This window comes from Neisseria sp. CP9, from assembly GCF_047758525.1.
Classification (GTDB): domain Bacteria; phylum Pseudomonadota; class Gammaproteobacteria; order Burkholderiales; family Neisseriaceae; genus Neisseria.
This window is the reverse complement of sequence record NZ_CP180502.1, coordinates 1,024,594-1,037,344: the sequence shown is the minus strand read 5'-3', so window position 1 is coordinate 1,037,344 and position 12,751 is coordinate 1,024,594. Positions and strand designations below refer to the sequence as shown.

Sequence of the window (12,751 nt, the reverse complement as noted above, 5' to 3'; positions counted from 1 at the left end):
ATCTATTTATATATTAAAAGAAACATCATAACCTAACATGATTTAACACGCTAGGGCAAGCCGATTATTCATTCAAATGAATAGGATGGAATTTTGCAGGCAAGCAATTCAGACGACCCCCAGTGCAAAAACAATCCAAGCCGCCCGCTCAAGCTATCAGACAAAATGTAAAGGTATGATGCTGCCTTGCCTGCCGTCTGTAATGTAGCAGCGGAAACTTGAGTACGCTTGTTATCTATTCGACTAGAAAGAGAACAAATGCCGTATAATCAAGCCCCAAGTTTCCCCAGCCCTGAAGGTCGTCTGAAAACCATGCACTCAACTTACGCCACCGTACAGCGCGATTTGCTCGAAGCCAATCACCTTTCTCCCGAGCTGCTCGCTAAAAGCCTGAGCATCATCGGCGCGCATCACGTCGATTACGCCGACATCTACTGCCAGCGCACTGCTTTTGAAAGCTGGCACTTGGAAGAGGGTATCGTCAAATCGGGCAGTTTCCAAATTGATCAGGGCGTGGGCGTACGTGCCGTTTCGGGTGAAAAAACCGCTTTTGCCTATGCGGACAGTTTGTGTATCGATTCGATCAACCGTTCCGCCCAAGCCGTCCGCGTTATCGGCGCGGCAGGCGGCGAAGCTTCTGTCAAAGTGCCGTCCGTTGCAAACGGCAAATCCGTCCATGCGGTGCTGAATCCCATTATCGGTCTCGATTCCGCCGCCAAAGTTGCCTTATTGAACAAAGTGGAAACGCTTGCCAAAGCCGCCGACCCGCGCATTGTGCAAGTGATGGCGGGGCTGACCTGCGAATACGACATGATTTACATCGCCCGCCTCGACGGCAGACACGCCGCGGATATTCGTCCTATGGTGCGCCTGAACGTTACCGTCATCGCCAAACAGGGCGACCGGAGAGAGCAGGGCAGTGCGGGTGGCGGCGGACGCTACGACTTGGCTTATTTTGATGAAACCCTCGTGCGGCAATTTGTCGATTCAGCCGTCAAACAAGCCCTGATTAATCTTGAGTCGCGCCCTGCGCCCGCAGGCGAAATGACTGTTGTCTTGGGCAACGGCTGGCCGGGCGTGTTGCTGCATGAAGCCGTCGGACATGGCTTGGAAGGCGATTTCAACCGCAAAGAAACCAGCGTCTTTTCAGGCAGAATCGGCGAGCGCGTTGCCGCCAAAGGCGTTACCGTCGTTGATCAGGGCGACATCGCCGACAGACGCGGTTCGCTCAATATCGACGACGAAGGCAACGAAACACGCCGCACCGTATTGATTGAAGACGGCATCTTGGTCGGCTATATGCAGGACGAAACCAACGCTCGCCTGATGGGTACGCAATCCACCGGCAACGGCCGCCGCGAAAGCTATGCCTCCGCCCCTATGCCACGCATGACCAATACCTTTATGGAAAACGGCGGCTACGAACCCGACGAAATCATCGCGTCTATCGACAAAGGCATTTACGCCGTCAATTTCGGCGGCGGACAGGTGGACATCACCAGTGGCAAATTCGTCTTCAGCGCATCCGAAGCGTGGTGGGTCGAAGGCGGTAAACTGCAATATCCCGTCAAAGGCGCAACCATCATCGGCAACGGCCCTGAAGTGTTGAAACACGTCTCCATGATAGGTAACGATACTGCGTTGGACAGCGGTGTCGGTGTGTGTGGCAAAGACGGGCAAAGCGTTCCTGTCGGCGTCGGACAACCGACCTTGCGGATTGATTCGGGACTGACCGTCGGCGGTAGCGAGATTTAAGGCAATTAAAAATAAAACGTCGTCTGAAAACTGTATTGAGGGTTTTCAGACGACGTTTTGTATTGGATGGTCAGTTGATTGGCTTGATTGGAAATGGGTGGGAGGCCTTGTCCTGCTCAAATTCGCAGGAAACCATGTTTTAAGGCATTAAGTACAAGTTTATCTGCTCGAACGTTCTACACGATTTTCGGCTTACCCATTTGCTAAGACACAAATAAAACAAGCCGCCGAAAAAAATCGGCGGCTTGTTGAATATCATCACAATTGACAGCCCTGTGCATGATTTAATCGATGCCCGGCATTCAATGCGCTTTACTCTTGGACAAAAGTAACGCCGTGAAGATGGGAATTGAGGATGGCGGTCCGCAAAGCAGTCAATGCTTTGGGGCGGACGAAGTTCCGACGGTATGCCAAAACGACGCGGCGGTGCGGTACGGAGCCTGAAAAAGGGATGATGCTGAACAGCAAATGGTCGTTTTCGGTCAATGCAGTAGCGGGCATGACGCTGATGGCGAGACCGCTGGCAACCATGTGGCGGATGGTGTTGATGGAGCTGCCTTGCAGGGTGTTGGTCAGACCTTGGATTTTCTGCTTGGCGGCAAGTTCGGAACAGCTTGATAAAACTTGATCGCGCATACAGTTGCCTTCAGTCAGCAACAAAACCTGTTCTTCGCCCAACATCTGCGGAGTAACGGCATCGAGTTCTTCGAAATGGTGTCCTTTAGGGACGATGACGAAGAAAGGCTCGTCATACAAAGGCTCGGTGACGATACCAGGCTCTTGGAAGGGTTCTGCGACTACGATGGCATCGACGTCGCCGCGTTTGAGCGATTCGGTCAGGATGTGCGTGTAGTTCTCTTCAAGCATCAGGGGCATTTTCGGCGCGGTTTCGCGCAGGGAAATGATGAGCTTGGGCAGAAGGTAGGGGGCGACGGTAAAAATCAGACCGAGTTTGAATGCGCCTTCCAATTCGTTTTGCTCTTCGCTGGCAAGGTGCTTGATCAGCTCGGCTTCTTCTAGCACGCGGCGGGCTTGGGCAACGATGCGCTCGCCCGCTTCGGTGGTGATGATGTCGTTGCTGCTGCGGTCAAACAGGGATACCGACAGCTCTTCCTCCAGCTTTTTGATGGCGATGGAAAGGGTGGGCTGGCTGACAAAGCAGCGGCGCGCGGCGCGTCCGAAATGACGCTCCTGCGCGACGGCTACGATGTAACGCAATTCGGTCAAGGTCATGTGTTAAGCCTTTTTCTGTTCCGTTTTTTGTTCAGGCAGGGTGATGTTCAATTCGAGAACGTCCATACCATCCTGTTTTTCTTGGGAAATGCGGATGTCGTCCAAAGAAACGTTGACGTATTTGGACAATACTTCCAGTAATTCTTTACGCAGGGTAGGCAGATAGTCGGGGGCTTGACCTTCTTGGGCGCGCTCTTGTGCAATGATGATTTGCAGGCGGTCGCGTGCAACGGCGGCGGTTTTCGGTTTTCTGCCGAACAACATATCCATTAATGACATGACTTAGCCTCCAAACAGCCGTTTGAAGAAGCCTTTTTTCTCGGCTTCGAGGAAACGCATTTCACGGTTTTCACCCAAGAGGCGCGCGATAACGTCTTTGTAGGCTTCTGCGGCAGTTGCGCTGTCTTGGTGGATGACGGGCTCGCCGGCATTGGACGCTTGCAGGACGTTTTGCGATTCGGGAATGACGCCGATGAGCGGGATGCGCAAGATGTCGCAAATGTCTTGTACGGACAGCATTTCGCCTTTGTTGACGCGCTCGGGCGAGTAGCGGGTAATCAGCAGGTGCTCTTTGACCGTGCCGCCTTGTTCGGCTTTGCGGGATTTGCTTTGCAGGATGCCCAAGATGCGGTCGGAGTCGCGGACGCTGGATACTTCGGGGTTGGTGGTGACGATGGCTTCGTCGGCGAAGTAGAGCGCCATCAATGCGCCTTGTTCGATACCGGCGGGGGAGTCGCAGATGATGTATTCGAATCCCATTTTGTCACTGCTCAATTCCTGCATGACTTTCTCAACGCCTTCACGGGTCAGCGCGTCTTTGTCGCGGGTTTGCGATGCGGGCAGGATGAAGAGGTTTTCGCAGTTTTTGTCTTTAATCAGGGCCTGGGTAAGTGTGGCTTCGCCTTGGATAACGTTAACCAGGTCGTAAACGACGCGTCGTTCGCAACCCATAATCAGGTCGAGGTTGCGCAAGCCGACGTCAAAGTCGATGACGGCTGTTTTGTGGCCGCGCAGAGCCAGTCCGGTTGCGATACTGGCGCTGGTCGTGGTTTTGCCTACGCCGCCTTTGCCTGAAGTTACTACGATGATTTTTGTCACGATGTTTCCTTTATCAAATGCTTGGAATGGTTAATCTGTGTCGATTGCGCTGATAACCAGGCGGTTGTCTTGCAATGAAACCTGTACGGCTTTTTTGTGCAGGTGGTCGGGCAGGTCTTGTTCGAAATTGCGGTAGATGCCCGCTACGGAGACCAGTTCCGCCTGCATGGAGTGGATGAAGATGCGCGCGTTGGTGTTGCCTTTCGCGCCTGCCAACGCCCTGCCGCGCATGGGCGCATAGATATGAATGTTTCCGTCGGCAATGAGTTCCGCACCTTGGCTGACGATACCGGTAACGATAAGGTCGCCGTTTTCCGCGTAAACCTGTTGTCCGGTGCGGACGGGGGTGCTGATGAGGACGGTCGGGTTGCTGATGACCGTTGCCTGAACGGGTGCAGGCTCTTGGTTGATTTTGGGCTGTTGCGGCTCGGATTTGTCGCTACGGCTGAAAACCAAATGGTAACGTGCTGCGAAGGATGCCCAATATTCGCTTTCGTGGCGCAGCCCCAGAATCTGCATGCCGTAACGGGCGAAAAGGGAAATCATGGAACCGATGTCCAATGACTCGGGATGGTCAAAATCCTGCACATCCAAAACGAAGGGGACGACATCCAATTCTTGGTATTGACCGGCGCGTTGGCGCAAAAATTCTTCCAGTTCGGTCAAGTCTGCGGTATGCAGGTGAATAGCCAGCACGTCAAGCCGGGCTGACTTTATGTCGAAGGCGGGTTTCATAATAGTGAGTAAATCATAAAATTTTTTAATTGTATAAGTTTACCGTGTAAATCTTGGCTATTCAATCCGTTTGGGCCGTCTGAAGTGAAATTTCCTGTATCTATCAGGTTGAAATCACGGCTGGAACGCGATTGCAAGCCGATTGCAAGGTTTTGTCATGAAATGACGTTATCTTTAAAGTTGTTTGAAGTGGCGTAAAAGCGACAACAGGTCGTCTGAAATCCGGAGCAGGCTCTGAATCTGAACGATCCGTCAACGGGAGGAACAGATTTTTTTATATAAGGACGGTCGGTCATTGAAGGAATATAGTGGATTAACTTTAAACCAGTACGGCGTTGCCTCGCCTTAGCTCAAAGAGAACGATTCTCTAAGGTGCTGAAGCACCAAGTGAATCGGTTCCGTACTATCTGTACTGTCTGCGGCTTCGTCGCCTTGTCCTGATTTAAAGTTAATCCACTATAAATGGTGGGATTCGGAGGTTTTTTCAGGGTTGGGTGAGGCGATTTGAGCCGCTAAGGTCGTCTAAAAATGCGGACACCGGTTTCAGACGACCTTTTATAGTGGATTAAAATAAAAATGAGACAAGGCGGTAACGCCCGCCGTGTACGGGTAGTACATAAGGGCGTTAGCAACGCCGTATCATTGCAATTTTAATCCACTATACTTTTCCGTTTTCTTTGCACATTCTTTGTCTAACTTGACATTTCCTTGCCGCCGCAACACCATAAAGGCAGATTCGGCAGCCGGTTCGAGCCTGCCGTCGTGTTTTTTATCAACCGAAAGGCTATCTACGATGACACAATCCACCCACGATCCTTACGCGGATTGCCGCGAGCTGACGCTTCGGGGCATGATACTCGGTGCGCTGATTACCGTGATCTTTACCGCGTCGAACGTTTACCTCGGCTTGAAGGTCGGTCTGACCTTTGCTTCGTCGATTCCGGCGGCAGTGATTTCGATGGCGGTTTTGAAGTTTTGCAAAGGCAGCAATATTTTGGAAAACAATATGGTGCAGACGCAGGCTTCGGCGGCGGGTACGCTTTCGACCATCATCTTCGTCCTGCCCGGTTTGCTGATGGCGGGCTACTGGAGCGGTTTCCCGTTTTGGCAGACGACGCTTTTATGTATTGCCGGCGGGATTTTGGGGGTGATTTTTACCATTCCGCTGCGTTACGCGATGGTGGTGAAAAGCGAGTTGCCTTATCCCGAAGGCGTGGCGGCGGCGGAGATTTTGAAAGTCGGCAGCCACGAGGAGGAAGGCCGTCAGGGTGGCAGCGGCATTAAAGAGCTGGCGGCAGGCGGCGCGTTGGCGGGCTTTATGAGCTTTTGTTCCAACGGTTTGCGCGTGATTGCCGACAGCGCGAGTTATTGGTTTAAAAGCGGCACGGCGATTTTCCAACTGCCGATGGGCTTTTCGCTGGCATTGTTGGGCGCGGGCTACTTGGTCGGGCTGACGGGCGGTATCGCCATCCTGCTGGGTATTTCGATTGCTTGGGGCATTGCCGTGCCGTATTTTTCATCGCACATTCCGCAGCCTGCCGATATGGAAATGGCGGCGTTTGCGATGAAGCTGTGGAAGGAAAAAGTACGCTTTATCGGCGCGGGTACCATCGGTATCGCGGCGGTTTGGACGCTTTTGATGCTGCTTAAGCCGATGCTGGAAGGCCTGAAAATGTCGTTCAAGAGTTTCGGCGGCGGTACGCCCGCTGCGGAACGCGCCGAACAGGATTTGTCACCTAAAGCCATGATTTTTTGGGTATTGTCCATGATGCTGATTTTGGGCGTATCGTTTTATCACTTTATCGGCGATTCGCACATTACGGGCGGCATGGCTTGGCTTTTGGTGGTCGTTTGTACGCTTTTGGCTTCCGTCATCGGCTTTTTGGTCGCCGCCGCCTGCGGTTATATGGCGGGTTTGGTCGGTTCGTCTTCCAGCCCGATTTCGGGCGTGGGCATCGTTTCCATCGTTATCATTTCGCTGGTGTTGTTGGTCGTGGGCGAATCCGGCGGCTTGATGGCGGATGAAGCCAACCGCAAATTCTTGCTGGCTCTGACCTTGTTCTGCGGTTCGGCAGTGATTTGCGTGGCTTCGATTTCCAACGACAACCTGCAAGACTTGAAAACCGGCTACCTGCTCAAAGCAACGCCTTGGAGACAACAGATTGCGTTGATTATCGGCTGTATCGTCGGCGCATTCGTCATCTCGCCCGTGTTGGAACTGCTCTACGAAGCCTACGGCTTTACCGGCGCAATGCCGCGCGAAGGCATGGACGCGGCGCAGGCTTTGGCGGCTCCCCAAGCAACTTTGATGACGACCATCGCGTCAGGTATTTTCGCCCACAACCTTGAATGGGCGTACATCTTCACCGGTATCGCGATCGGCGCGGTGTTGATCGTCGTCGATTTGGTGTTGAAAAAATCGTCCGGCGGCAAACGCGCACTGCCTGTCCTCGCAGTCGGCATGGGCATCTACCTGCCGCCGTCCGTCACTATGCCTATCGTGATCGGCGCAGTGTTGGCGGCGGTGTTGAAACACATCATCGGCAAGCAAGCGGAAAACCGTGAAGGTCGTCTGAAAAACTGAACTGGCCCCCAAATCTTGGACACTCATAAAAGCCTTTTCAGGCGCTCTGTGCAAGCTGGGTTCTGTATGCGACAGGACTCAGCTTTTTCAATTTCAGACTGCAACGCTCCCGGTTGTAGTAATCCATATAGTCATCTATCTGTTTCATCAATTCGTCCACCGTCAATTCTCCTGCGTTATAGAAACACTCCGTCTTCAACACCGCAAAGAAGCTTTCCATCGGCGCATTGTCCCAGCAGTTCGCCTTTCGCGACATGCTTTGAACCATGGAATGTTGGGCAAGCAATTCCCTATATCCCGCCGTACGGTACAGCACGCCTTGGTCGGAATGCAGCATCGTTCCTTCGCCGGTCAGCCGGGGCGCGGCTTTTTCAAGCATTTCCTTCACCATTTCGCTGTTAGCATTGCGGCTCATGGCGTAGGCGACGATCTCGCGGTTGAACAAGTCCAAGATTGGCGAGAGGTACAGTTTGCCGTCGCTCCCTTTGAGTTCGGTCACGTCGGTCAGCCATTTTTCGTTGGGCTTTTTGGCTGTGAACCGGCGTTTGAGGAGGTGTTCCGATATTTCGCCCATGGCGGGATGGCGGTAGGCTTTTTTCGCCCGTATTTTGGCTTTCAGCCCCATCTGTTTCATCAACCGCGCCGCTTTTTTGCGGTTCCAATCCAATGCTGCGGCAATGCGCCTTTGTCCGTAGCGTCCTTTATGCCGTTTGTAGGTTTCGACAAGGAGGGCTTTGTCGGCCTCGTCGGGATCGGGTCGATCTTGGTGATGGTAGTAAAAGCTGCTTTTGGGCAGGTGTGCGATGTGCAGCAGGTATTTGAGCGGGTGTTGCGCCCTCAGTGTTTGGACGGTTTGGCTTTGTCCTTTTCGGTCCGCTTTTGGCTGAGGGCTTTTAACTCCTTTAGGTAGGCGACCTCTGCGCGCATATAGCACAACTCTTCGATAAGTTCTGCCTGTGTTTTTTCTTGGTCGGGTTTGTCGGCGATGAAGGGGTTTTTGCGGTGGTCGGTCATGGTTTTGGATTGGGGATGTTCGAGTGCGCCGATGCCGCCTTCCTGATAGGCGCGTATCCATCGTCGCAGATGGGTTCGGGAGATGCCGTAGTGGTCTGCGGTACGCTGTTGGCTGCGTATGTGCAGGTAGTGGAGTACGGCTTGGTATTTGAAGTGTAATGTATATTTGCTCATAAAAAAACTGCACCTTGTGAGTTGGAGGGGATGTGTCCAACTTTTGGGGTGCAGTTCAAAACGCCGAACGTATCGGCACCTTGTTCTCCGCCGGTTTGATTGTCGGCGAAAGCCTGGTCGGTGTAGTGATGGCATTCATCATCGCCTTCTCCGTGACCAACGGCGGCTCCGACGCCCCACTTGCACTGGGTCTGGAAAACTGGGAAACCACCGCATCCTGGCTGGGTCTGGCGTTCTTCATCACAGGCATGGTGTTCTTCGCCCAACGCGTGTTGAAAGCAGGGCGCGTCAAGTAAGTCAGGTTTGAAAATAAAGAGGTCGTTTGAAAACTTGGGATTCAGGTTTTCAGACGACCTTGTTTTTATCTGTAACCCGCCCCCTCTCCCGTCCGGTGGGAGAGGGCTGGAGAGAGGGCGGCTCTACGGGGCAAACGAATTTGATTTTACCCCAAGCCATAGAACCACCCCCATCCTAACCTTCCCCCGCCGGACGGGGGAAGGGACAGGTTGCTGTTGCTGCAACGAGTAGCGTGGGCTTTGCCCACGAGATGAAAGCAAATTCAATTATTGTCTAATTTGAATGGTTAAGTAGTGGATTTCGTGGGCAAAGCCCACGCTACTTGAGTTATCCCAAGCACGCGTTGATTGAACAAACGAGGTCGTCTGAAAACGAGCGTGAACGAGTTTACTAAAACCGGTTTTCACGTTTTCAGACGACCTGATTTTTACTTGCAACCTGCCCCCTCTCCCGTCTGGCGGGAGAGGGCTGGGGAGAGGGTGGTTCTACGGGTCAAACGAATTTGATTTTACCTAGACCCACAAAGCCACCCCCATCCTAATCTTCCTCCGTCGGACGGGGGAAGGGACAAGTTGCCGTTGCTGCAATCCGTAGCGTGGGTTCTACCCACGAAATCAGTGAAACGTGACCATCCAATTCAGTTTTTAGAAGATAGATTTCGTGGGCAAAGCCCACGCTACAAACTGGCGTGGATTAAATAAAAGGTCGTCTGAAAACTCAACTTCCAAGTTTTCAGACGACCTTTCGTACCATGACAAGATAGTCGGCTTATGCTACTGAATTTTGATGAATCAGGCAGCCCATATAGAGATTGCCGTCTTTCTGCCAGCCGAACAATTGGTTTTGCTGGTCGCTGTTTTCAGCCATCAAGCCCAAAGTCAGCCAGTGGCTTTCTCGTGGAAGCTGACCGGTATAGGGTTCGGGCGTGTGTATGAGGGGCAGATCGAAATTATCGTTCCAGCTGACACCTGCTTGGCGAAGTTTGCCGACGTATTGTTGCGTATCTTTAGGAGGTGCGGCAAACCAAGCGGCATGGACGGTGCGGTTTTTCAAAGCGTAATCGGCGTAATGTCCAAACGCTTTGTTTTGTGCCGTTTCATCGGACAAGGAGATGGCAATCGGGCGCTGCAAAACCGCTTTGACGGGCAATTTATTCTGTTTGGCGGCATAAGACGAGGCAAACACCAGCCAAGTCGCGTTTTCCGTAAACTCGGCATCTGAAGCGTCTTCGTTCAGCCATGCCGAAAAAATCACATGGATGCCTTCAAACTGACGGTTTTCCACCCAATCACCCATCAAGTTTTCGCCATCAGACAGAGACTTGATGGTCGCGCGGACACCCATCGTTTCGGCGATTTCTTCAAATCTTTGCTGCCAGTTCAAATACGCTTCTTCATCCGGCGCATCGATGTGCAGGGTCACAGGCTGCCGATACTCCGCCAATTCGCTCAATTTTTGGTGAAAATGTTCGGCAACGTAAGGATAGCCGCTGCGCCACAGGTCTTCGTCTTCGTCACGCGGAAACAGAAACAGGTCGGCATTTCGTCCGCCTGACGCTTGGGTAATGATGTCCGGCAGCGACAAGGGTTCAGGCAGGATGGTATGCGAATCGACCAACACGATGCTTCTTTGCGCCCAATCCGTCCATTTTTTGCGGATATTCGATTTTTCGGTTTCCCAAGCATCTGCCGCCGCGCTGCGGTTCATCGACAAGATAAAGCGGTACAGCAAAGCCGCGCCCCAAACGCCAACCGGTATCAACAGATAAAACGGGCTGATTTTCAGCCACAACACAACAATCAACGCCGCAATGAAAAGCAAAGCCAATACCGTCAGCCATACCCAAGGGGTATTCCACTTACTGTTTTTGCGGGCGACGATGGTATCGGGGATATCAGGAATAGACCAGTACATAATCTTCAGATATTGATTTGAAATAAATGGAATGAGTATAACAGCAAAAAAGCCAAATGTTTTTCCAAACTTGATTTCAGGTATTTTTTTCCCGCCAAACGGATTGACCGAAAACCCCTGTCCAATGTTTTTCAGACGACCTTTTGAGCCGGATAGAAAAAAACACCGACATCGCGTAAAATATGCGCAAATTTTGTGATTCAATCAGGTCGTCTGAAACAGATTGCGCCTGATTTATTTTTCCGGAAAACACCATGAGCGAACAAAACAATCCGCAAACCGAGCCGCAGTTGGACGAAAACCAAATCATCGCCCTGCGCCGCGAAAAACTGCACAACATCCGCCAACAGCGCATTGCCTATCCCAACGACTTCAAGCGAGACAGCTTTGCCGCCGATTTGCACGCCCAATACGGCGAAATCAGCAAAGAAGAACTCGACCCGCAAGCCGTTCCCGTCAAAATTGCCGGCCGCATGATGCTCAAACGCCAAATGGGCAAGGCGAGCTTCGCTACCATCCAAGACGTGACCGGCCAAATCCAGCTTTATCTGAACAACAAAGGCGTGAGTCAGGAAGTTTTGGACGATTTCAACCACTGGGACTTGGGCGACATCGTCGGCGCGGAAGGCACTTTGTTCAAAACCAACCACGGCGAATTGACCGTGCGCGTGTCCGACATCCGCCTGCTGTCCAAATCCCTGCGCCCGCTGCCCGACAAACACAAAGGCTTGAGCGATCAGGAAACCAAATACCGCCAACGCTACGTCGATTTGATTGCCAACGAAGAATCGCGCAATACGTTTATCAAACGCAGCCAAATCATCCAATCCGTGCGTAATTTCATGGTGAACGAGCATTATCTCGAAGTCGAAACTCCGATGATGCACCCGATTCCCGGCGGCGCGACGGCGAAACCGTTCGTGACCCACCACAACGCTTTGGACATCCCGCTCTACCTGCGCATTGCCCCCGAGTTGTATCTGAAACGCTTGGTGGTTGGCGGTTTGGAGCGCGTGTTTGAAATCAACCGCAGCTTCCGCAACGAAGGCATGTCCGTGCGCCACAACCCCGAATTCACCATGATCGAATTCTACGAAGCCTTCTCCGACTACGAACGCATGATGCAGATGGCGGAAGACATCATCCGCAACGCATCGCGCACGGTAAACGGTACGGCGAAAATCAGCTACAACGGCAAAGAAGTCGATTTGGAAAGCCCGTTCGAACGCCTGACCATTCTCGAAGCCATCAAAAAATATAATCCGCACTACACCGACGATCAGTTGAACGATGCGGAGTGGCTGAAAAAAGAAATTGTCAAACACGGTGAAAGCCTGCCGCCGTCCCCGGGCATCGGCAGCCTGCAACTCGCCCTGTTTGAAGGTTGCGCCGAAAGCAAACTGTGGAACCCGACCTTCATCGTCGATTACCCGGTCGAAGTTTCCCCGTTGGCACGCGCTTCGGATACGAAACAAGGTCTGACCGAGCGTTTCGAATTGTTCGTTGTCGGCCGCGAACTGGCAAACGGCTATTCCGAGTTGAACGACCCTGAAGACCAAGCCGAACGCTTCAAATCGCAAGTCGCGCAAAAAGACGCAGGCGACGACGAAGCCATGCACTACGATGCCGACTACATCCGCGCGATGGAATTCGGTCTGCCGCCGACAGGCGGTTGCGGCATCGGCATCGACCGCCTGGTAATGCTGCTGACCGATTCGCAAACCATCCGCGACGTGATTTTGTTTCCGCAGATGCGTCCCGAATAAGGTAGGCAGATAATAAAGAAAAGGTCGTCTGAAAACCGGAAAATTGGTTTTCAGACGACCTTTTGTTCAAGCTAAATTTGATTTGGATTCAGCCTCTGCTTTTCAACCGTCCATGCAATTCCTACACGCTGTACACACCCAGATAGTCGCGGCTTTTTAGATTGCACCGTTGGCAACTTTA

Annotated in this window: 10 protein-coding genes and 2 pseudogenes; 5 read left to right on the top strand and 7 right to left on the bottom strand. The window is 52.4% G+C overall.

The window, feature by feature from the left end:
- Positions 1-258: 258 nt before the first annotated feature.
- Positions 259-1,755 (top strand): metalloprotease TldD, encoded by a 1,497-nt coding sequence (gene tldD, locus ACMYUL_RS04830; RefSeq protein ID WP_210398612.1) that lies wholly within the window; start codon positions 259-261, stop codon positions 1,753-1,755.
- A 312-nt stretch (positions 1,756-2,067) separates the two neighbouring features.
- Here the strand turns inward: tldD and ACMYUL_RS04825 are convergent, their stop codons facing one another.
- Genes ACMYUL_RS04825 through minC form a run of 4 tightly spaced genes read right to left on the bottom strand, consistent with a single transcriptional unit; the run spans position 2,068 to position 4,821 of the window.
- Positions 2,068-2,988 carry a hydrogen peroxide-inducible genes activator gene (locus ACMYUL_RS04825; protein ID WP_049230000.1) on the bottom strand — a complete coding sequence of 307 codons (921 nt, stop codon included), beginning with the start codon at positions 2,986-2,988 and terminating at the stop codon, positions 2,068-2,070.
- A gap of 3 nt (positions 2,989-2,991) precedes the next feature.
- Positions 2,992-3,267 (bottom strand): cell division topological specificity factor MinE, encoded by a 276-nt coding sequence (gene minE, locus ACMYUL_RS04820; RefSeq protein ID WP_003765670.1) that lies wholly within the window; start codon positions 3,265-3,267, stop codon positions 2,992-2,994.
- A 3-nt stretch (positions 3,268-3,270) separates the two neighbouring features.
- Positions 3,271-4,086: a septum site-determining protein MinD gene (gene minD, locus ACMYUL_RS04815; RefSeq protein ID WP_003762203.1), complete on the bottom strand. Its 816-nt coding sequence runs from the start codon at positions 4,084-4,086 to the stop codon at positions 3,271-3,273.
- A 30-nt stretch (positions 4,087-4,116) separates the two neighbouring features.
- On the bottom strand, positions 4,117-4,821 hold the full coding sequence (gene minC / locus ACMYUL_RS04810) for a septum site-determining protein MinC (protein ID WP_003762201.1): 705 nt from the start codon (positions 4,819-4,821) through the stop codon (positions 4,117-4,119).
- 793 nt (positions 4,822-5,614) lie between these two features.
- On the opposite strand from minC, the pseudogene ACMYUL_RS04805 reads away from it, so the two are divergent.
- Positions 5,615-7,402: pseudogene (locus ACMYUL_RS04805) on the top strand (OPT family oligopeptide transporter); the annotation flags it as partial.
- A gap of 40 nt (positions 7,403-7,442) precedes the next feature.
- Here the strand turns inward: ACMYUL_RS04805 and ACMYUL_RS04800 are convergent.
- Entirely contained in the window at positions 7,443-8,339 is an 897-nt protein-coding gene (locus ACMYUL_RS04800) for an IS3 family transposase (RefSeq protein ID WP_415770255.1), read from the bottom strand.
- Positions 8,243-8,593, bottom strand: a complete 351-nt coding sequence (locus ACMYUL_RS04795; protein ID WP_308862247.1) for a helix-turn-helix domain-containing protein — start codon at positions 8,591-8,593, stop codon at positions 8,243-8,245. Before ACMYUL_RS04795 ends, ACMYUL_RS04800 begins: the two co-directional genes overlap by 97 nt.
- Before the next feature lie 53 nt (positions 8,594-8,646).
- Here ACMYUL_RS04795 and ACMYUL_RS04790 point away from each other — a divergent pair.
- Both ACMYUL_RS04790 and ACMYUL_RS04785 read left to right on the top strand, forming a co-directional pair.
- Positions 8,647-8,889, top strand: a pseudogene (locus tag ACMYUL_RS04790) (oligopeptide transporter, OPT family); the annotation flags it as partial.
- Positions 8,890-8,915: 26 nt separating this feature from the next.
- Positions 8,916-9,068, top strand: coding sequence for a hypothetical protein (locus ACMYUL_RS04785; RefSeq protein WP_168162018.1), 153 nt, complete (start codon positions 8,916-8,918; stop codon positions 9,066-9,068).
- A 590-nt stretch (positions 9,069-9,658) separates the two neighbouring features.
- Here the strand turns inward: ACMYUL_RS04785 and ACMYUL_RS04780 are convergent.
- Positions 9,659-10,804, bottom strand: coding sequence for a hypothetical protein (locus ACMYUL_RS04780; protein ID WP_415772369.1), 1,146 nt, complete (start codon positions 10,802-10,804; stop codon positions 9,659-9,661).
- Positions 10,805-11,058: 254 nt separating this feature from the next.
- Here ACMYUL_RS04780 and lysS point away from each other — a divergent pair, with 254 nt between their 5' ends.
- Positions 11,059-12,570 carry a lysine--tRNA ligase gene (gene lysS, locus ACMYUL_RS04775; RefSeq protein WP_070515186.1) on the top strand — a complete coding sequence of 504 codons (1,512 nt, stop codon included), beginning with the start codon at positions 11,059-11,061 and terminating at the stop codon, positions 12,568-12,570.
- Positions 12,571-12,751 lie beyond the last annotated feature (181 nt).

Coding starts and splice junctions, on each gene's coding strand:
- tldD (WP_210398612.1), top strand. CDS start 259: ATGCCGTATAATCAAGCCCCAAGTTTCCCCAGCCCTGAAGGTCGTCTG.
- ACMYUL_RS04825 (WP_049230000.1), bottom strand. CDS start 2,988: ATGACCTTGACCGAATTGCGTTACATCGTAGCCGTCGCGCAGGAGCGT.
- minE (WP_003765670.1), bottom strand. CDS start 3,267: ATGTCATTAATGGATATGTTGTTCGGCAGAAAACCGAAAACCGCCGCC.
- minC (WP_003762201.1), bottom strand. CDS start 4,821: ATGAAACCCGCCTTCGACATAAAGTCAGCCCGGCTTGACGTGCTGGCT.
- ACMYUL_RS04795 (WP_308862247.1), bottom strand. CDS start 8,593: ATGAGCAAATATACATTACACTTCAAATACCAAGCCGTACTCCACTAC.
- ACMYUL_RS04780 (WP_415772369.1), bottom strand. CDS start 10,804: ATGTACTGGTCTATTCCTGATATCCCCGATACCATCGTCGCCCGCAAA.
- lysS (WP_070515186.1), top strand. CDS start 11,059: ATGAGCGAACAAAACAATCCGCAAACCGAGCCGCAGTTGGACGAAAAC.